The organism is Salinimicrobium soli (genome assembly GCF_048323655.1).
Taxonomy (GTDB): Bacteria; Bacteroidota; Bacteroidia; order Flavobacteriales; family Flavobacteriaceae; genus Salinimicrobium; species Salinimicrobium soli.
Genome location: NZ_JBLUWW010000001.1, coordinates 1,120,956 through 1,141,221 on the forward strand (window position 1 = coordinate 1,120,956; position 20,266 = coordinate 1,141,221).

At 43.3% G+C, this 20,266-nt stretch carries 19 protein-coding genes; 14 read left to right on the top strand and 5 right to left on the bottom strand.

Features of this window, described 5'->3' with window-relative positions; genetic code table 11:
- Window positions 1–42: 42 nt before the first annotated feature.
- Window positions 43–2,421: a sodium-translocating pyrophosphatase gene (locus tag ACNORC_RS05140; protein WP_418334524.1), complete on the top strand. Its 2,379-nt coding sequence runs from the start codon at window positions 43–45 to the stop codon at window positions 2,419–2,421.
- 114 nt (window positions 2,422–2,535) lie between these two features.
- Entirely contained in the window at window positions 2,536–3,573 is a 1,038-nt protein-coding gene (locus ACNORC_RS05145) for an App1 family protein phosphatidate phosphatase (protein ID WP_418334525.1), read from the top strand.
- Window positions 3,574–3,726: 153 nt separating this feature from the next.
- Here ACNORC_RS05145 and ACNORC_RS05150 read toward each other — a convergent pair whose 3' ends face one another.
- From ACNORC_RS05150 to ACNORC_RS05165, 4 genes are all read right to left on the bottom strand, one after another.
- Window positions 3,727–4,137, bottom strand: coding sequence for a hypothetical protein (locus tag ACNORC_RS05150; protein ID WP_418334526.1), 411 nt, complete (start codon window positions 4,135–4,137; stop codon window positions 3,727–3,729).
- Between the two features lie 234 nt (window positions 4,138–4,371).
- Window positions 4,372–4,989, bottom strand: coding sequence for a deoxynucleoside kinase (locus ACNORC_RS05155; RefSeq protein ID WP_418334527.1), 618 nt, complete (start codon window positions 4,987–4,989; stop codon window positions 4,372–4,374).
- A 140-nt stretch (window positions 4,990–5,129) separates the two neighbouring features.
- A complete protein-coding gene (locus ACNORC_RS05160; RefSeq protein WP_418334528.1) occupies window positions 5,130–5,489 on the bottom strand; it encodes a DUF6122 family protein in 360 nt (119 codons plus the stop codon).
- Window positions 5,490–5,765: 276 nt separating this feature from the next.
- On the bottom strand, window positions 5,766–9,050 hold the full coding sequence (locus tag ACNORC_RS05165; RefSeq protein WP_418334529.1) for an amidohydrolase family protein: 3,285 nt from the start codon (window positions 9,048–9,050) through the stop codon (window positions 5,766–5,768).
- A 157-nt stretch (window positions 9,051–9,207) separates the two neighbouring features.
- Between ACNORC_RS05165 and ACNORC_RS05170 the strand changes: the two genes are divergently transcribed.
- Both ACNORC_RS05170 and ACNORC_RS05175 read left to right on the top strand, forming a co-directional pair.
- Window positions 9,208–9,759 carry a hypothetical protein gene (locus ACNORC_RS05170; protein ID WP_418334530.1) on the top strand — a complete coding sequence of 184 codons (552 nt, stop codon included), beginning with the start codon at window positions 9,208–9,210 and terminating at the stop codon, window positions 9,757–9,759.
- A 155-nt stretch (window positions 9,760–9,914) separates the two neighbouring features.
- Entirely contained in the window at window positions 9,915–10,481 is a 567-nt protein-coding gene (locus ACNORC_RS05175; RefSeq protein ID WP_418334531.1) for a hypothetical protein, read from the top strand.
- 4 nt (window positions 10,482–10,485) lie between these two features.
- On the opposite strand, the gene ACNORC_RS05180 is transcribed toward ACNORC_RS05175, so the two are convergent.
- Window positions 10,486–10,710, bottom strand: coding sequence for a hypothetical protein (locus ACNORC_RS05180; RefSeq protein ID WP_418334532.1), 225 nt, complete (start codon window positions 10,708–10,710; stop codon window positions 10,486–10,488).
- A 488-nt stretch (window positions 10,711–11,198) separates the two neighbouring features.
- Here ACNORC_RS05180 and ACNORC_RS05185 point away from each other — a divergent pair, with 488 nt between their 5' ends.
- From ACNORC_RS05185 to ACNORC_RS05230, 10 genes are all read left to right on the top strand, one after another.
- Window positions 11,199–11,630 (top strand): DUF8479 domain-containing protein, encoded by a 432-nt coding sequence (locus ACNORC_RS05185; RefSeq protein WP_418334533.1) that lies wholly within the window; start codon window positions 11,199–11,201, stop codon window positions 11,628–11,630.
- Between the two features lie 8 nt (window positions 11,631–11,638).
- Window positions 11,639–12,829: a porin family protein gene (locus ACNORC_RS05190; protein WP_418334534.1), complete on the top strand. Its 1,191-nt coding sequence runs from the start codon at window positions 11,639–11,641 to the stop codon at window positions 12,827–12,829.
- 288 nt (window positions 12,830–13,117) lie between these two features.
- Window positions 13,118–13,690 carry a transposase gene (locus tag ACNORC_RS05195; protein ID WP_418334535.1) on the top strand — a complete coding sequence of 191 codons (573 nt, stop codon included), beginning with the start codon at window positions 13,118–13,120 and terminating at the stop codon, window positions 13,688–13,690.
- 121 nt (window positions 13,691–13,811) lie between these two features.
- Window positions 13,812–14,381, top strand: coding sequence for a DUF4256 domain-containing protein (locus ACNORC_RS05200; protein ID WP_418334536.1), 570 nt, complete (start codon window positions 13,812–13,814; stop codon window positions 14,379–14,381).
- A gap of 176 nt (window positions 14,382–14,557) precedes the next feature.
- Window positions 14,558–14,986, top strand: coding sequence for a hypothetical protein (locus ACNORC_RS05205; protein ID WP_418334537.1), 429 nt, complete (start codon window positions 14,558–14,560; stop codon window positions 14,984–14,986).
- A gap of 61 nt (window positions 14,987–15,047) precedes the next feature.
- Window positions 15,048–15,587 (top strand): helix-turn-helix domain-containing protein, encoded by a 540-nt coding sequence (locus ACNORC_RS05210; protein ID WP_418334538.1) that lies wholly within the window; start codon window positions 15,048–15,050, stop codon window positions 15,585–15,587.
- Between the two features lie 98 nt (window positions 15,588–15,685).
- Window positions 15,686–17,149 carry a serine hydrolase domain-containing protein gene (locus ACNORC_RS05215; protein ID WP_418334539.1) on the top strand — a complete coding sequence of 488 codons (1,464 nt, stop codon included), beginning with the start codon at window positions 15,686–15,688 and terminating at the stop codon, window positions 17,147–17,149.
- 77 nt (window positions 17,150–17,226) lie between these two features.
- Window positions 17,227–17,958, top strand: coding sequence for a hypothetical protein (locus ACNORC_RS05220; RefSeq protein WP_418334540.1), 732 nt, complete (start codon window positions 17,227–17,229; stop codon window positions 17,956–17,958).
- Between the two features lie 258 nt (window positions 17,959–18,216).
- On the top strand, window positions 18,217–19,173 hold the full coding sequence (locus tag ACNORC_RS05225) for a hypothetical protein (protein ID WP_418334541.1): 957 nt from the start codon (window positions 18,217–18,219) through the stop codon (window positions 19,171–19,173).
- A gap of 126 nt (window positions 19,174–19,299) precedes the next feature.
- Window positions 19,300–20,220, top strand: a complete 921-nt coding sequence (locus tag ACNORC_RS05230; protein WP_418334542.1) for an amidohydrolase family protein — start codon at window positions 19,300–19,302, stop codon at window positions 20,218–20,220.
- Window positions 20,221–20,266 lie beyond the last annotated feature (46 nt).

Consider the following 20,266-nt stretch of genomic DNA (forward strand, 5'->3'; position numbering starts at 1 on the left):
TTTCGTTAACTTTAGCCCCGCTAAATAATTTAACAAAATATTATGGAATCATTGATGATTTGGTTGCCGGGCATTCTGGCGATCATAGGGCTCATTTTTATGTGGGCAAAACGCACCTGGGTTTTGAAGCAGGATGCAGGAGATGGGAAGATGAAAGATATTTCCTCTCATATTTATGAAGGAGCCCTGGCTTTCCTGAATGCCGAGTACAAGCTACTCACCATTTTTGTTGTTGTGGCCAGTTTGGTCCTTGCTGGAATTTCTTTTATAGTTCCAACTACTCATATTCTTATTGTTGTTGCCTTCATTTTTGGGGCTTTCTTTTCGGCACTTGCCGGAAACATGGGGATGCGTATCGCAACCCAGTCAAATGTGCGTACCACTCAGGCGGCACGTACCAGCCTTCCGCAGGCACTTAAAGTGTCTTTTGGCGGAGGAACCGTAATGGGACTTGGTGTTGCCGGTCTGGCAGTACTTGGTCTTTCCACTTTCTTTATCATCTTCTTCCACGTCTTTATGGGTGGTGAATGGACAGACGTTCACCAAATGACCGTAGTGCTGGAAACCCTTGCCGGTTTCTCGCTGGGAGCTGAATCTATTGCCTTATTCGCGCGTGTTGGAGGAGGTATCTATACCAAAGCTGCCGATGTGGGAGCTGACCTGGTAGGAAAAGTAGAAGCAGGTATTCCTGAAGATGACCCCCGTAACCCGGCTACCATTGCCGATAACGTGGGTGATAACGTGGGGGATGTTGCCGGGATGGGAGCTGACCTCTTCGGAAGTTATGTAGCTACAGTACTGGCCGCCATGGTTCTTGGTAATTATGTGATCAAAGATATGGGAGGTGATATAATTGCTGAAGGTTTCGGTGGAATTGGTCCGGTTCTTTTACCAATGGCTATCGCCGGTTTCGGAATTATCTTTTCCATCTTTGGAACACTCCTGGTTAAGATCAGTAGTAATAATGATAAAGAAGCACAGGTGCAGGCAGCCCTTAACAAAGGGAACTGGGTGTCTATCGTATTAGTTGCAATATCTTCTTTCTTCCTGGTGACCTGGATGCTTCCTGAAACCATGCAAATGGAATTCTTTGGAGAAGGACTTCAGCAGATCTCTTCTATGAGGGTATTCTATGCTACTCTGGTAGGATTGGTAGTAGGAGGAGTTATCTCTGCCGTAACCGAATATTATACAGGACTTGGTAAGAAACCTGTTCTTTCGATCGTTCAGAACTCAAGTACAGGGGCAGGTACTAACATCATTGCCGGACTCTCAACCGGGATGATCTCTACCTTCGCTTCTGTATTACTTTTCGCGATAGCAATCTGGGCTTCTTATGCCTTTGCAGGTTTCTACGGTGTAGCTCTTTCGGCTTCAGCAATGATGGCAACTACTGCCATGCAGCTTGCTATTGATGCCTTTGGTCCTATCGCAGATAATGCTGGTGGAATCGCTGAAATGAGTGAATTGCCTTCTGAAGTAAGAGAAAGAACAGATATTCTTGACTCTGTTGGAAATACTACTGCAGCGACCGGAAAAGGATTTGCAATCGCTTCGGCGGCTTTGACTTCCCTTGCACTTTTTGCAGCATACGTGACCTTCACAGGAATCGACGGAATTAACATTTTTAAAGCTCCTGTATTATCCATGCTTTTCGTGGGAGGTATGATCCCTGTTGTGTTCTCGGCTCTTGCTATGCAATCTGTGGGGAAAGCTGCCATGGATATGGTGAATGAAGTACGCAGACAGTTCCGTGAAATTCCGGGAATTATGGAAGGAACCGGAAAACCAGAATACGACAAATGTGTGGAGATCTCTACTAAAGCAGCACTTCGCGAGATGCTGTTGCCGGGTCTAATGACAATTGGTTTCCCAATTCTTATTGTATTGGTGCCAATGGTCTTAGGTTATGAAAATCCGCTTATCGCCGAAATGTTAGGAGGATATATGGCAGGTGTTACCGTGAGTGGTGTACTTTGGGCTATCTTCCAGAACAATGCCGGTGGTGCCTGGGATAACGCTAAAAAATCTTTTGAGGCGGGAGTAATGATCAACGGCGAAATGACCTACAAAGGATCAGACGCTCACAAGGCAGCCGTTACAGGTGATACTGTTGGTGATCCATTCAAGGATACTTCAGGACCATCCATGAACATCCTTATTAAACTTACCTGTTTGATCGGGCTGGTTATCGCCCCAATTCTTGGACAGGATATGGAAATGGCTACAACTCCTGATGATATTGAAGAGGTGACTGTTTTGGAAGCTTCGGAAGAGGAATCTGCTACTGCAGAATTCACCAATTCTGAAAGTGAGGCTCTGGAAACAGCGGCAAAGATCGCTAAAGCTACAGAGACTTCAGAAGTTGTAACAGAATCTTCGGAAGCAGAACTTTCCGAAGAGATCGCAAAAAAGGAATAGAAAAGATTTATTTTCCTAAATAATTTTTAAAATCCCCTGCATTTGCGGGGGATTTTTCTTTTTAACTGTATCTTAAAACATGCAGCTAAAAAGAGGTTCCAAAAATGCCATTTTATGAAGGGAATAATTCAGAGGATTCGCGGACATTTCAGGACCAATACTTTGGTGAAACTGGCCAATTATAGAAGTTACGGCACCCGCAGTCACCTGTATCTCCTTGGCCGGGCGCTGGATGATGACAAGCTCACCATGGCCGAAGATCAAACTTTTTTGCAAACCCTGAAGAACACCTTTAAACAGTTTGACAGCTACGAGATCTCTGATACTGAGATCGCACTGCAACTGCCGAACAGGGCCATCCTCACCACGAAGACAAACAGTGAAGGCTATTTTCTTTTTGATAAGACCACATCCATAAACCTGAGAGAATTTGCCGATAACGATGGTTGGGTGCCGCTGCGAACCGCCTTTGTGAATGAGGTGGAGAAGAGTTTTATTTCTGACGGTAATGATTTTAAGGCCGAATTATTAATACCGCCGCTCACAGCCCGCTTTGGGGTGATAAGTGATATTGACGACACCATTCTGCATACCGGCGTCACTTCTTTCCTGAAATGGAGGGTAGTCAAAAATTCCCTTTTTAGGAATGCTCATAACCGCATTTCGCTTAAAGGTGCTCCGGAATTTTATCAGAAGTTGCACGAGGGGAAAAAGGATAGGGAACAGAATCCTATTTTTTACCTGAGCAACAGTCCGTGGAACCTGTATGAATACCTGAAGCTGTTTTTGGAGATCAATAATTTTCCGAAGGGGCCTATTCTGCTCAGGGATTTCAGAACTCCGTTCGATAAGACTACCCGGCCCGAAAAGCCGCATAAACAGAAGGAGATCATCAACATCCTAAAAACCTATCCGCGGTTGAAATTTATCCTGATAGGTGACAGCGGCGAACACGATCCAACCATCTATACTGATATTGCGGCTCAGTTTTCAGACAGGATATCGGCTATTTATCTGCGCAGCGTAAAACACCGTCGCAAGATGTTGCAGGTGCAAAGTATAGTAGAGAATTTCAAAACCGTGCCTGTTCTGTTGGTGGAAAAGTCAGATGAAGCTGAAGAACACGCCAGGACGCATGGGTTTATACATTGATCAATTAGCAATGATCAATGAACAAATCACTGAGCTAGAAACGAGTGGAATTTAATCCTCCTTAGCTAAAGCTTCGGCAGGTCTTGGAATTTGGAATTTAATAATTGGAATTTTAAAGTCCAGTCTCTCTTAAACAAAAGTCTCCCCGTCAGGTCAGGGCAAAAAGGCCACTGAAGAGGCCATCCATGTTAAAAATAAGGTTAGCCCGGCCACAATTACTCCCAGAACTACAAAAAAGGATCCTAAGTAGTTTTTTGCTTTTATCTGCTCTATCGAATCCTGGTCGAGTTTGACCTTGACAAATTTATTGCTGTCGTTCGTCTCAATTATCTCTCCCAGTTTTCTGGCTGCTTTTGAATTACGTGGGGTTACACCCACTAATCTTCCTTCGTCTTTTTCAAGGCGTTTAAAGGTAAAAGTTTGATTGGAATTGGTCTTGATTTTAACCTTTCTATTGAAAGCTACAGCCTCCTCTACGCTTAAGCTTTTGGAGCGGTATATACTACAACTTTGAAGAAGGACAAAAAGCGATAAGGCCAACGTGAGGAATCTTGCAGCTTTCATATTTTCTTCTTTTGGATCTTCTCCTTTTAGACATCAATATAAATATAATCAACAGGCTGACAATGAATTTATTATGGTTAATTATGCGAGTCAGATTTTTCAATATCCTCCTTCTTAGTCCAGCCAAAGTTCCCATAATGAGAAATGAGATAAACTATGTATGTTGGTTTTGTTAAAGAAAACTTTTGCAGGTCTTTTGAATTAACTTAGAATCTGGACCGCTGTTTTTGGTCTCTACTTAAACAACCCGTGAAGTTCGCCGTCAACTCGGGTGATAATATTCCCAAGATCTTCGGGATTGTCCACAAAATTGATGTTGTCTACATCAATGATGAGTAAGTTTCCTTTGTTGTAATTATGCACCCAGGCCTCGTAACGCTCGTTTAGCCGGCTCAGGTAATCAATGGAGATAGAGTTCTCGTAGTCGCGGCCGCGTTTGTGGATCTGCGATACCAGGTTGGGAATGCTGCTTCGCAGGTAGATTAGGAGGTCTGGACCTTTTACAACGCTTTCCATCAGGTCAAAAAGAGATTTGTAGTTCTCGTAATCGCGGTTGGTCATAAGTCCCATCGCATGCAGGTTGGGCGCAAAGATATGGGCGTCCTCATAGATGGTCCTGTCCTGAATGATGGATTTTCCGCTTTCGCGAAGTTCCAGGATCTGGCGGAAGCGGCTATTCAAAAAGTAGATCTGCAGGTTGAAAGACCACCGTTCCATTTTATTGTAGAAGTCCTCGAGATAAGGATTCTCCAGTACATCTTCATATTGTGCTTCCCAGTTAAAATGTTTCGCTAGTAATTTGGTAAGGGTCGTTTTTCCCGCCCCAATGTTTCCCGCAATGGCTACGTGCATTATCTGATATTTTTTTGGCTGTTCAAAAAGGGACCGGTCAAAAACCGGCGAGGTAAATATACAGGAATTCAGAAATGAAATGAAACCTCTTCGGTGATTATTTGTTCACTTTTCAGCTTAAAATTTCAGAATCAAAGCCTTTAAAAGAAGAAATCGCTGAGACTGCAGCTTTCACATTCCGAAGCCATCCACAGGCAGTCGATAAAATCGGTGACCATATGGAAAGCCAGGCCGATAAAAACCAGCTTTAGCAGACTCTTTTTCAGGAACGCCGCCCCGATAAAATAGATTGGGATCACGTAAACCGAATGCAAAAGATGATGCCCAATACTGCAACGATCGGGATGAAATATAGGTGAGGCCAGCAGGTGGTCTACATCCACCAACATCGTTGCCAATAAAATAAGCCAGTTACGGCCCCAGTGCTCCCTGTCATACCAGTAAGCAATAGCTCCTATGAAGATAAAGTGGAGGAAGTAATGTATAGCTGTTTGTAACAAAGGGTCTTCAATTATGAGTTTAATGTTGCGGGTTTGGAGTTGCGGGGTGGTTCATGTTTTTTAGCCTTTGTTCTTGTCTCTTGATTCTTTTCTCTTTTTTCAAGTACCAAAATCCGGACCCAAAGGTAATCACTCTTCTCCAAAATCTCCCGTCTCCAGACTTTCAAATAAAAAGCCGAAACCCTAAAAAGGATCCCGGCTTTTAATATGCCTCAAAATCTAACTTCAACTTGCTTTTCCAGCAGAACCCGTTAGACTTGAATCATAACTAACATTCTAATGCGCCATACAACCATGACCCGTACTTTCTTCATGCCATCCAAAAGATGGGTCGTACTTGTTATTTTCCCAGTAGAAATCTCTTCTTTCCTCAGGATGATTACCTATCTCGTTCATAGTGCTGGCGTCATACAACCTACCGTTCACCATTGTGTAGATGATGGTGTTGGTATTCTGGATGTCCTCCAGGGGGTTCTCTTCAAGAACAATAAGATCGGCGAGCTTTCCTTCCTCCAAAGAACCTATCTCTTCACCCAGACCGATATATTCCGCAGGATTAATGGTTGCTGTCTTCAAAGCTTCCATATTGCTCATTCCACCCATTTGTAGCAGCCATAGCTCCCAATGTGCTCCGAGACCCTGTAATTGTCCGTGAGCTCCCATGTTCACCTTCACACCTTCGTCTGAGAGGGATTTGGCGGTTTCGGAAACAAGGATAGGACCTTGTTCATACTCTTCTTCAGGTAACTTTGTGCGGTGTCTCGATCTCGAATCAATAATGCTTCGGGGAGTGAAGGTGAGCAGTTTTTCATTTTCCCACACGTTGGTCTTGTCGTAGAAATAATATTCTCCGTTGATTCCGCCGTAATTCACAATAAGGGTAGGAGTGTAGCCCGTGTTGCTGTTGCTCCAAAGTGTCTTGACGTCCTTGTACACAGGCGCGATAGGAATATTGTGTTCTATCCCGGTGTGCCCGTCCACGATCATATTCATGTTGTGGAAGAAAGTACTTCCACCTTCAGGAACCACGTTCATATCTAACTCTCTTGCAGCCTGCATCACCTGCTGACGTTGCTCGCGGCGCGGCTGATTGTAGCTCTTTACAGAAGTAGCACCAAAGGCTTTAGTCCTTCTAAGTGCTGAACGGGCGTCATCCAGGCTGTTGATCTCGGCCTTGAAATCCCCTTCCGCGCCATAAAGAATGATCCCGGTGGAGTAGAGGCGTGGTCCTGTCATTTCCCCGCTCTTGATCAACTCAGCCATTCCGAAGACGGTTTCACTTAGTGCTGAAGGGTCATGAGCAGTGGTCACCCCATAGGCCAGGTTGGCGTAGAAAGGCCAGTGCTGCTGCGGGGTAAGTCCGTAGCGGAAAGCTCCAATATGCGCGTGGGCATCTACCAGCCCGGGCATGATGGTCTTCCCCTGTACGTCATAAACTTTCGCGTCTTTAGGGATGGTAACTTCTGAAGCATTCCCAAGGGCGACGATCTTGTTGTTCTCTACCACAATGCTTCCGTTCTCGATCACCTCTTCCTGCCCGTTCATGGTAATAATTCTGGCATTGGTGAAGGCGATCTTTCCTGTAGGCATGTCGGTCTTCAATTCCAGGCCTACCTTGATACCGTTCTCGGTGATCGGCGGAATGGAGTCTACCGAATTCTCCAAAAAGGTAAATCTTTCTGAAACTTTATTGGTGAAATATTCGTCTCCCAGTGTCCAGTGTACATTCTGGCTATTGTTGCTCCAGTGCAGGTTGATTCCGGCGTCTTTAGCGATCTGTCTCACAGGGATTGATTTGCTGCCCGGTTCAATGGTCACCGGCTTCCCGGTCATTACCAGCGGAGCGATGTAAGCCTTGTGAAGGTTACTGAAGGCGATCCATTTATTGTCGGGACTTGGAACCAGTCTGCCACCATATTTTGATTCCACGTGAGTGCGCTCGTCCTGCCCGCTAAGGTCTACACTGTTCAGTTTTTTGGTAAGACTTCCAAAGAAGTATCCACCGGTTTGGAAGAAGATCCTTTTGCTGTCTTTGGTAAACATTGGAAAATCTCCTTCATCATGGATCCTTCTGAGGTTCTCTCCGGAAGCGTTCATCACATAAATTCCGGGGTTCTTGGTGAAGGCACGTCCCAGGTCGCTGTTCCCGTCTTCTTTCTTAAAGACGATAGTGTTGCCGTCTCCCGAAAAAGAAGGGTTGCGAAAAATGCCTTTTTCGGAAGTTAATTTTTTGGAGTTTTTGCCGTTGAGGTCTACACTTCTTACTGCCCCCATCTCCTCATCATCCCAGGTGACGTAAACAATACGCTTTCCGTCTGGAGAAAAGGAAGGTTCGAATTCGAATTCGGTTGCTTTGGTGATTCGTTCCGGTTTTCCGTTTGGAAGATTCTTCTTCCACAGATAACCAACCGCATTGAAGACAAGGGTCTTCCCATCGGGAGAAGTAACGGCGTGGCGCAATACCTTAGGGTTGAAATTTTCTGTGAAAACCTTGCTGTCTGCCTGGTGAGTTTCAGCGATCTTGATGGTGTTTTCAACCTGAAAAGGCACATCGGTAACCTCTGTACTTTCAGTATTGATCTTTTTGATCTTGCCTTCGCTCCAAATTACGACCTCCTTATTGTTGGGCATCCAGCTGAAGCCGGTATAAACTCCAAAGATCGCCCAGGCTTCCTGCTGGTCCTTGCTCAGGTTCTCGTATACAGGCCATTCTTCACCGGTTTCCAGGTCGTGGATATAAAGTACGGAATTGGTACGAACCCGCTTTACAAATGCCAGTTTTTTACCGTCGGGGGAGATCTGTGGTCTCGCACCGCCTCCGGGGCCGCCCGTAACGCGGTCGGTTTCACCGGTTTCAAAGTCGTAGCGGTTGATCACGTAGATCTGATTATTGGGATCTTTATTGTATTGAAAATATCCGCCGGGGTACATGTCCTGACTGTAATAGAGGTAACGTCCGTCGGGGGAAATGCTGGGCTCGTTGATATCCTGCTGATCGTTCATTTTTTCTACCAGCTGAATTCCCGCATCGCCGGCACCTATGTGGTACATCCACATCTCCCCGGCTCCAAGAGAGCGCCCCGAAGTAAAATGCTTACGAGCAACAAGGGCGTTGCCGTCAGGCATCCAGTCGGCGTTGTTGAGGAGCCTGAAATTTTCTTTGGTGAGCTGTTCTGCGTTGCTGCCATCAGCATTCATGATCCAGATGTTATCGCCTCCTCCCGCATCGCTGGTATAAGAGATCCTTTTCCCATCGGGGCTAAAACGCGGTTGCAGGTCATAGGCCATTCCGCTGGTAAGAGCGGTAGCCTTACCGCCTGTTGCAGGAATGATGTATATATCTCCCAAAAGGTCAAAAACGATCTGTTTTCCATCGGGGCTCACATCCAGGTTCATCCAGGTACCTTCATCGGTAGAGAGGGGCACCTCTTTGATAGGCCAATCGGCAGTGTAAGGATTATTGACATCCCATTTTTTTTCTTTTTCTTTCTCTTTCTCCTGCGCGAAGAGGGCAGAAGTTGACATTAGCAGCACTAATGCCAGAAGGTGTTTATAACTCATGTGGTGTGAAAATTTTAAGATCGCTAAATATAAGGAATTTCTGATGTTTGTGTTACCGGAGTCTGGAATAGGGAATGGTTGACTTAATAAATATTTTTTAATAAAATTTTTGTAGGAATTTTTCTATTTTTAACGCCCTTAATTAAAATTACATTTTTTGAAAAAGATCCTTTTTGTACTCCTGACCCTCCTGGTTTCAACCGGGTCGCACGCACAGTTTATTAAAGAAAAGTCTGTTGATGTTTCTGTAGGTTATGGAATTAGCTCGTCCTATGACGAGTATGCTGTATCGGGAACCGGGTTTTACGCCCAGGGAGAGTATGTGCTTCACCTGGCAAACTGGATTGATATCAGACCATACCTTGGAATGATTATAGCCGAGCATATGGGGGAGGACGATATAGAAAAAGGTTATAAATCAACAGCAAGTGCCGCTTTGTTTGGAGGAAAAACACGGCTTACAGCACCTATTCCCTGGGTGGCTCCTTATGTGGAAATCGGGATTGGAGGCTCTATTGGTTCTTTTAAAACTTACACCCCTTTGACAGGGAAAGAAGATAACGGACTTTTGTTTCATATTCCTTTCACTTTGGGAGTAGGCTTAGGCCCTCAGCACCACGTCAATTTAGAATTCACCTACTATTTTCACAATAGCGTCCAACAATTCGCCGGAGCAGCTGCTTTGGGGCTGTCGATTCCACTGAGATAGATAAATGTTATAAGTGGTCTTGCAGTACTTCTTAAGGGAACTTTCTTCCCGGTTTTGCTTAGAAGTTTAAGAGAATTCTTTAATTTTAGAAGCTACAGCTCCCCATCCTTTCTTCCCTACAGCAGGTGGGAGCATAGAAACCGGCCTTTCAAAAAATGAGAAAAACACTATTGATTTTATTGACCTTTTTTGGCCTCACCCGGGTACAGGCTCAATTTATTTCCGACGAGGCTATTGAAGTTTCTGTGGGCTATGGGCTAAGTGTCCCTTATGATGAAGTGGGATTCTTCGGCACAGGGTTTTTTGCACAGGGAGAATATGTGCTGGGCATCAATGAGTGGATCGATCTAAGACCTTATGCGGGATACATTTTTACAGAGATGAATGAAAATTTTGGGGGTCCTATCAAACCCGAGGATAAAGCAACAATTAACGCATTCCTTTTTGGGGGAAAAGCCAGGTTTGTCATCCCGGTTGATTGGGTAGCGCCTTACCTGGAATTGGGAGTAGGGAGTACGGTGGGCACTTTTGAAACTGTCACTGCTAAAAGGAAGTTTGAAAAAAGCGGGATCAATTTACATTTTCCGGTTTCTTTAGGAATTGAATTAGGACCCAACCATAATGTAACTTTGGAATTGACGGGTTATCTCCATAACAGTCCGGCGCAGGTGGCGGGAGCGGTTGCCATAGGTCTGTCCTTTCCTGTTGGGTATTATTACTAAATGATCAACCCCTGCTAAAAGCAAGGGAGAAACCTCTGCATCTGCCCACGGAAAGTTCTGGTATACCTACGAATAAAAGTCCGTCATAAAGCGCTCTGCAGGAATACCCTCCAAAAATATCATTTTTGACACCGTCGTTCTCGATACGATCCTGATAGCCATCAGGATCACTCGAACTGACGGCAGGTAAAACTGTCCCGCTCCGCAAAGTTTCCCGACTTTGCATCATCCATTCATTTACCGGGCCTCTTGTCGAAACTTTATTGAGCGATTTCTTAAAATTTTAAGAAAATTTTATAATTTTAGAAGCTGCAGCTGCACCGCTTTTCTTCCCTACGATTCGGTTCGACTGAAAAGATATAATTCAATAAGATATTCTTCTTTGGAATAATTAAAAATTCGGCGGATAAAGTGTAATCATATAAAGTCTTCAAAAATGGAATTAATTGTCGCAATTGTCTTAATCGTACTGGTAATTTTTGTAATCAGACTTTTCGGAGCCTGGATGTTGAGGATAGATGAAATTATAGCAAACCAGAAAACTATTATACATGAGCTCCAAAAAGGGAATAATTTGAAGGAAAAATAAACTCATCAAATTAATCTGAGAGGATTTTAATAAAAGTATTTAACTCACGGTTCGTAAATAATTTCCGAAGCAATACAGCTTTTTTAATACCAACCAGCCCCAAAATATCAATAACCAAAAAATTTAAAATGAGTAAACAAGGAACTAAAAAAGGAAACATCCTTGGATTCGCAGTTGGAGCAATTGCTTTTGCACTGACTTTTTACGGAGTTCAGCAATTTTTTAAACCAGACCTTGAAAAGGAACTTAAAGAAGTTGCAGTCGAAATAAATAAACAAAGCCCCATGCAGGTGGACGCTTCCACCCGCTTAGACAGTGCTTCTTCTGTTGGAAAAACCAACGTGGTCTACTATTACACCCTGGTGGAAATGGAAAGATCGGAAGTCAATCTAGACACCGTCAATAAATACGTACGTCCGGGTATCATCGAAAATGTAAAAACTCATCCCGATCTTAAGTATTTCCGTGATAATAATATCACCCTCGACTATAACTACTACGATAAGAACGGAGAATTTATCACGGAGATATCTGTGACTCCAGACCTGTATAAATCATAACAGCCATTATGAAACACCATTTAACAACCGTGCTTATTCTCTTAAGTTTTATCGGTTACTCCCAAACAGATTTTCAAAAAGGCTATTTTATTAGTAATACAGGTGAGAAGGTAGAAGGTCTCATAAAAAATAAAGACTGGAAGAACAATCCTGAGGAGATAAGCTTTAAGTTTTCTGAAAATGCACAGGTGCAAACAGAAACTATCAAAACCATCAAAGAATTCGGTATCTACGGAAGGTCCAAATATTTAAGAGCTACTGTTGATATTGATAAGACCAGTGAATTATTAAGGAATATTGACGACAACCGGGAACCGGTATTCGAGGAAGAGCAATTATTTCTAAAAGTCCTGGTAGAAGGAAAAGCCAGCCTGTTTTCTTACTCAAATGAGGATGTGACAAGTTTTCTTTATCAAAAAGGCGACTCCGATATTGAGGAGCTTGTCTTTAAAGTTTACCTGGTCAAAAATCAGGAAATTGCCGAAAATAATTACTACAAGCAACAATTGATCAATAATTTGAATTGTGAGGCTTCTCTAACCGGGGAGATCAAAGGGTTGAAATACGAACCGGGCAGTCTAAGTAAATTCTTTATCAAATATAATAAGTGTGAGAACGAAGATTTTCAGACTTATTCTCAAAAAGACCATAAGGCTATTTTTAACATCAGTCTAAAGGCGGGGATCAAAAATTCATCTTTAGAAATAATGAACCAGTATAACGGTTTCAGAAATACAGATTTTGGAAACCAGGTGGGGTATAGGGTTGGCCTAGAAGCTGAAGTTGTTTTGCCCTTCCATAACAATAAATGGAGTGTATTTGTAGACCCGGCTTATCAAAAATTTCTTTCCACCAAAGAAACACCCAATTTGTATTCCGAGGTTACCTATCATTCCATTGAAGTGCCAATAGGTGTAAGGCACTATATGTACCTAACCCCGAGCTCTAAGTTGATTTTGAGCGTGATGACTGTTATGGATATCAGTTTTGATTCAAGTTTATATTTTGAAAAGGAAGCTTATTCTACTTTAGAAATAAGATCAGGTAAAGATACGGCTGTTGGATTTGGTTATAATTACAACAATAGATACAGCGCGGAGTTGAGATATTACCTCGGGAGGGATTTAATGACTAACTATGGCTCATGGGATTCTGACTATAATACTGTCGCGTTGATTTTTGGATATTCATTATTTTAAACGGTTTTTAATAAATTACCGCAAATGTACTATCCGAGTTTCATAAAGAGTTTTTTATTGTTTTGAATATTGCTGTAGGAGGTACATATGCCGGTCGTCCTGATGCCACCACCATATTCCCTCAAAACATGTATATTGACTGGGTAAGAGTTTATAAGAAAAGAAATTAAGAATTATAAACAATATTTTATTCACGAGGAATCCTCCTAATTACCTCTCAAAAATGCCATTTTTGATAGCCATGTTTTTGCTAACTTGGTAATAGCTTGAATCACAGATTTCCGGGTAATGGCAGAAAAATTTCAGAATAAATATCGCAGACAATCCACGAGGTTACAGAACTGGGATTATGCCCGGGATGCAGCCTATTTCATCACGATCTGCACCCGCGACAGGGAACATTTCTTCGGAAAAATTTCAGAAGGCAAAATGCGGTTGTCACCAACCGGTGTCATTGCAGATATCATGTGGTATGAAATAAAGCACCACGCAAAGAACGTGGAAATGGGCAATTTTGTGGTGATGCCAAATCATATTCATGGGATCATTATCCTGAATGGAAATAATGAACACGCGGTTGATGATGTAGCGGAAAGGCATGCCTTGCCGCTACATCATGACGATCAAAATAAAACCATTGGGCAACAACGTTTTCAGAATCAGGGGAAAAACACCCTTTCCTCTATCGTAGGTTCTTATAAATCGGCAGTTACCAAACATGCGCACAGGTTGAACTACAATTTTGCATGGCAATCTTTATTTTATGATCACGTCATTCGGGATGAAAGGTCTTTTGATACTATTTCCGGTTATATTCAGAACAATGTGGAGAACTGGAAAGAGGATAAATTCAACAGCTAAAATTTGTTCCGCAGTATTTTGTATTTTTACGATACCCCCTCAAAAATGCCATTTTTGACACCTATGTTTTGACTAATTTGGAAATAAGTCGCTTCTATTTTTTGACTATTTTAATAGAGCTATGACCGCAAAGAGAAAAACTGAACTTTCCCCTTCCCAAACCGAAGAACTACTGGATATTCTGAAGCTGCGGTTTAAGCAAAATCTTAACCGTCATGCCGGTCTGGAATGGGCAGAAGTTGACAAAAGATTACAAGCTCATCCCGAGCGGCTTTGGTCGCTTCATGAGATGGAACGTACCGGCGGAGAACCTGATGTGATCGGTACAGAGGAAAAGACGGGAGAAATCATTTTTTTTGATTGCTCTCCCGAAAGTCCGACCGGCCGCCGCAGCCTTTGTTACGACCGGGAAGCCCTGGAGGCAAGAAAGAAATTTAAGCCTGAGGACAGTGCCATCGAAATGGCTTCCAAAATGGGAGTAGATCTTTTGACAGAAGCCGAATACAACCAATTACAGCAATTGGGTCAATTTGATCTGAAGACCTCCAGCTGGCTTAAGACGCCGCCTGAAGTCAGGAAACTTGGAGGGGCTATGTTCGGGGACAGGCGATATGACAGAGTTTTTATCTACCACAACGGAGCCGAATCCTATTATGCGGCCAGGGGCTTTAGGGCTTACCTTAGAATATGATCATTTCAGAAAAAGACTCTTCTATTATTCCGCGGAGGTACTTCTAACTTCCCACTTCTAATTTCCCATTTATAGCACTAACCCTCAAAAATGCCATTTTTGACACCTCTTTTTCCGAAGCAGCTTAGAAAATATTTTCTAAATTCCCCTTTCTTAGTGCATTTCAATTACGACCCATGACTTTAAACGACTTCAAAACAGAACTAAAGAACTGGAAATTTACCAGGTATAGGGCGATCAACTTTGCCATTGGGATCACGGCCCTGCTCATCTACGAATTCATAGGACGCCCTATTTACCGGCCTTACATCTACGAGAACCAGATCAATGACTTTCATATAGCCGACACTCTTGGGAATACCTTTGGCACTTTACCCACAATATTTTTCCTTATAGCCATTCTGTCTCATGATACAAAAAAAGGAAATTACCTTATTAAACTTGGAACTTTTAGCGTGGTGGTTTACGAACTTGCCAGTCCTTTGCTGGGGAAGCCAATTGATGTCTGGGATATACTTGCCACCCTTCTTGCCGGGCTCGCCAGTTATTTTATTTACAACGCCATTTTTAAGGACAGGAAACAAGTGCAGAATGGAAACCGCTAAAAGAGCCGACTTCAGGCTGAAATTTTTAACTTGCCCGGTACAACAATAAGTCGCTACGTTTATGTCCAAGCTGAAAAGTTTTCGGGAACAACAACATCTAACACAACAGGAGCTTTCAGAAAATTCGGGAGTTTCTGTAAGGACCATTCAGCGCATAGAATCGGGTACAGAGCCAAAGGGGCAGACGCTTAAAATACTGGCCGCGACATTGAACGTCAAAGAGGAGGAGCTGCTGAAAAAATCTGAAACCCCGGTTAGGGAAAACTTTACGATCATCAAGATCATTAATTTTTCATCCTTACCTGCGACCATCTTCCCGCCGGCCAATATTCTGCTCCCGCTGCTCATCATGTTCTTTACAAAGCAGTCCAATTCGTTAACCAGGCAAATTGTGAACCTTCAGATCTTTTGGTCAATCTGTGCTTTCATCATTTTCATGCTGTTCAATTTTATGAGAAGCAGTTACTCCTGGAGTAACAGATCAACACTGGTAATGATGATCCTGCTACTACTGTCCAATGTCTTTATCATCCTTATAAATGCTGCGGAAATTGATAAAAATCAAAGGCTTCGCATAAAACTAAATTTCAGCATTATTTAAGTAAATATGCGGGTTGGCGGGTAATTGTCGGCTTATTGGCGGGCCTTTTTTTAGGTTTTATGGCTTCGAACTTCCAATCTTTGCCAAAAAATAATTCCATGATAAACCGAATTCTTTTAAGTGTCGTTTTCTTAATCGCAGGTATCCTGAACAGTTATACCCAGGTAGATAAAAATTCAGAATTATTCCGCACTATGAAGCTGCAGGATAGTATCTTTTTCGAACGCAGTTTCAATCAATGTGAGCTTGATTATCTCGAAAAACATATCACCTCCGACCTGGAATTTTATCACGATAAGGGAGGTTACCAGGACAGGGAATCTTTTCTGAAGAATACAAGGGAAAATATTTGTTCCGGAAATGGCCCTAAACCTATAAGGAAAGTTGATGTGAACAGTTTGGAGGTCTTTCCGCTATATGAGAATGGAAAGTTATATGCTGCGCTTCAAAAAGGAGTGCATCATTTCTATCTTCGGGAAAATGGTAAGGAGGATATACAAACCGGTACGGCCAGGTTCACCCATGTGTGGCGGCTGGAGAACGGTAATTGGAAAATGGCTGAAGTGCTGAGTTACGATCATACGCCCCCGGCACCCACGAAAACAGCGGCAGAGGAGATCAAACAACTGTTAAAGGAAAATGGAGTGCCGGCAATGGGATTGGGAGTGATAGAAAATGGCAAGCTTACCAATGTTGAGGTTTATGGAACGCTGGATAAAAAAACTCCGGCGCCTTACAATACCATCTTTAGAGTAGCTTCCCTGACCAAACCTATAGTTGCCGTCACCGCCCTAAAGCTAATCGACAAAGGTATGCTAGACCTGGACGAGCCTCTTTATAAATACTGGACAGATCCCGATCTTAAGAACGATGAGCGGCACAAGCTGTTGACTCCGCGAATAGTACTTACTCACCAAACCGGGTTTGCCAACTGGAGGTATCTGCAGGAAAATAACAAGCTTGCTTTTGAATTTGACCCTGGAACAAAATACCAGTATTCGGGAGAAGGTTTTGAATACCTGAAGAGGGCGATGGAGAAAAAATTCGGAATGGGGATAGAGGAACTGGCCAGGGAACAGGTATTTGTGCCAGCAGGAATGAAGGATACCAGGTTCTGGTGGGATAAGACCATGGATGAGACCCGCTATGCACAGAATTTTGATGAAAAGGGTGAAATGATTTCTTTGAAAAAGTATTACAATGCAAGCGCAGCAGCCAACCTGCTCACAACTGTTGAGGACTACGGAAAATTTTTGAGCTACGTGGTCAACGGGGCCGGACTATCTGAAGAGGTGTTTCAGGAAATGCTGGAACACCAGGTTCAGCTGAAGGAGAACGACTATTTTGGGTTGGGCTGGGAGATACTTACCGGCTTCAGCAATGATGAATACGCTTTAATACACACCGGTGGAGAATCTGGAGTGCGCACCCTGGCAGTCCTGTTTCCGCAATCCAAAAATGGCTATCTGATCTTTCTGAATGGAGAAAAAGCAGATGACATCTACAGTGAACTGCTCACTAACCGGCTTTACCTGGGGGAGGAATTGTGGAGCAGGAGGTAAAGGATTCTGCACCTGAGGTTCCGGATGATTTAAGAGAAAGCTTATCTTAGTGTAAACTAACTAACCAGCTTCCTCATTTGAGATCAACCGAAAACCAAAACAATAATTATGTTTTTACATACCGGAGACTAAGGCGGGCGATCGGTTATCTGGGAATAGGACTTCCGGTGCTACTGGTAGGTTTTTCCTTTATTCCCTATTTTAATACCAATGTGCAGCCTTCCATTAGCGATTATTACTACACCAATCTACGCGATATCTTTACCGGCACTTTAGCCGCCGTGGGATTGTTCATGATCTCCTACAAAGGACATCACAATACCTCGATCTGGAAAAATGACCAGGTGCTTACCAACATTGCCGGAATCATGGCAATAGGAGTGGCATTGATTCCTGTCACTCCTCAATTGGAAGCTCAAAAGATCTATACTCTCATTCCTTACACCTACCCCTGGTTAGGCTGGTTGCATTATGCCTCTGCTGCTCTGCTCTTCGGGATTTTTGCTCTGTTGGCTATGAATGTGTTTACCATTGGACAAAACGAGGCGGAAGATATTCCGGTAAGCACTTTTAATGAGAACCATATTTACAGGTTTTGCGGTAGTGCGATCCTTGTTTTGATCATTCTTATCCCTATTTCTGAGACATTCCGTCTGTTCAATTATTCCACGCTCATCCTGGAAGCTCTGGCGCTTTTTTTCTTTGGTACTGCCTGGCTCATCAAAGGACGGGCGTTGGGCGATGCGGGAAGGATTGGTGAAAAACTATACCGGGAGCATAACGCTGAAGAAACTGAAAATATTCATTAGACTAATTGTTCCGGGCAATTATAAGGACTTCCTTAAATGAACTTTTCTCACTTCCGGAGAGGTCTTGTTTTTACAACTGTTCTTGCTGGCTAACCCACTTAGATTCAGTCAATTAAACGCTTAGCTTGCAGGATTTTATCAAAAAAATGATTAGCTTTAAATATAGATCGGGAGGAGGTACAGTTCCTTTTACGATCATCTTTCCCCTGAAGCCCCTCTTTTTAGAATAATCTGATTGGTAACCTAACTATTTAAATTATGAAAAAGATCGGCACAGCAGTTTTAAGCGCAATCCTTCTAGTAGCATGTTCTACAGAAAAACAGGAAGACCTGCAACTGGACCTGAAAGCGAACAATGTAAATGAATCCAGTATAGAGATAGTGGAGCCTGCCCTTTTTCCGGAAGGGCTCGACTATGACAAGCAGAATAACAGATTCCTTCTTTCCTCAATTACCAGGGGGGATATTGGTCAGGTGATAGGCGGGGAATATTCTACCTGGGTGAGCAATCCTAATTTCGTTTCCACTCTTGGGCTTCACGTAGATCAAAGCGGTAAAAGAGTGCTTATCACCAATACCAATATAGATGGCAGTCTTGCGGCATTAGCGGCTTATGATCTATCGGGTGAATTTATATTTTACACAGAATTGCATACTCTTATAGAAGGGGGCCACCTTGCTAATGATGTTACTGTTGACAACAAAGGCAATGCTTATGTTACTGATAGCTATGCGGGAATCATCTATAAATTAACGCCGGATGGGGAAGCCGGGATTTTCCTGAATGATCCTGCGCTTGCTCCCAGTCCGGGTGGCTTCGGAATGAATGGAATTGATTACGATCCTAGGGGATTTCTTTTGGTGAGCAGGTATGAAAATAATAGTCTTATAAAGGTCCCGCTTGATGATCCTGAATCCTATTCGGAAGTCGAGATTGATGCCGAACTTTTTGGTCCCGATGGGATATTTTTGAGAAGTCCGAATGAATTACTGGTGGTAAGCAATGACTCGGCTGGAGAAAATTCCAGAGTTCAAACTTTCAGAACAACTGATAAATGGGAGTCAGCCACTCTCGTTGAAGAATTTTTGACACCTAAAAAATTTACCACGACCATCACCTTGAGGCGTAATGTTCCTTATGTGCTGGTCGCAAACCTGGAAATTTTACTCGGTGGTGGCACGACCGACACCTTTACTATTATGAAAGCAGAATAAGATCCTAACCGGTAACCCAGTTCACCACCTGGCCGGTTGCCGGGTTAAACTTTCATCTACAGACCTGTTTTCAGGAACAGCTCTACATGCAGCAATGCAGCAACTTGTGATTAAAACCCCAATGTTATGAAAAGGAATGTTTTATTGATGGGTTTGCTAATTACTCTTTCATTTAGTTCCGGGTCTAATCCCGAACAAAACAATTACAAAGGACCCATTATCGATATGCATATGCACACCGGACTCTTTATCAAGGTGCCTGAAGGCATGCCGGCCATTTGCAGGCCAGAGCCCTGTGAAGGAAAAGGTGGTGCTATCGTCAATCAGGCCGAACTTTTGAAGAAGACCCTTGAGATTATGGATCGTTATAATGTTCAGAAAGGTTTTCTCAGCGGTGCAGACTGGAAAGAGGTGCAGGATTGGAAGAATGCCGCGCCCGATAGATTTATAGCTTCGCCATTTATCCTGGATCCCAAGGGTGTTGATCTGGAGAAACTCAAAGCTGCCTACGAGCAGGAACAATTTGAGGGCCTGGGAGAGATCGCTACTCAGCTTAGTGGGATTAAGCCCAATGATCCTTCGCTGGAACCGTTTTTTCAGTTGGCTGAAGAACGGAACCTGCCGGTTCTTATTCATACCCTCGGAATAGGCCCCGAAATGCCGACTTTCAGAAGTTCTGCAGGAAATCCATTGTTGCTCGAAGACGTGCTGGTGAAGCATCCAAAACTACGGCTCTTTGTGGAAAATGCCGGCTTTCCTTTTACAGAAGAGATGATTGCCATGATGTATCAGTATCCCCAGCTCTATGTGGACGTTTCGACCATTACCTGGGTGATCCCTCGAGAGGCCTTTTATGATCATTTCGAAGCACTGATAAAGGCAGGACTTGAAAAACGCATCATGTTTGGTTCAGACCAAATGGTGTGGCCGGACAAAATTGGTGCTGCGGTAGAGGCTATCGATCAGGCCCCGTTCCTTAACTACGAACAAAAAGAGGATATCTTCTACAATAATGCTGCGCGTTTCCTGCGTCTTAACAACCAGTAGGTGAGTTCTTTTTAGAAAAATTGAAGTATTGAATCAAATGAAGAGG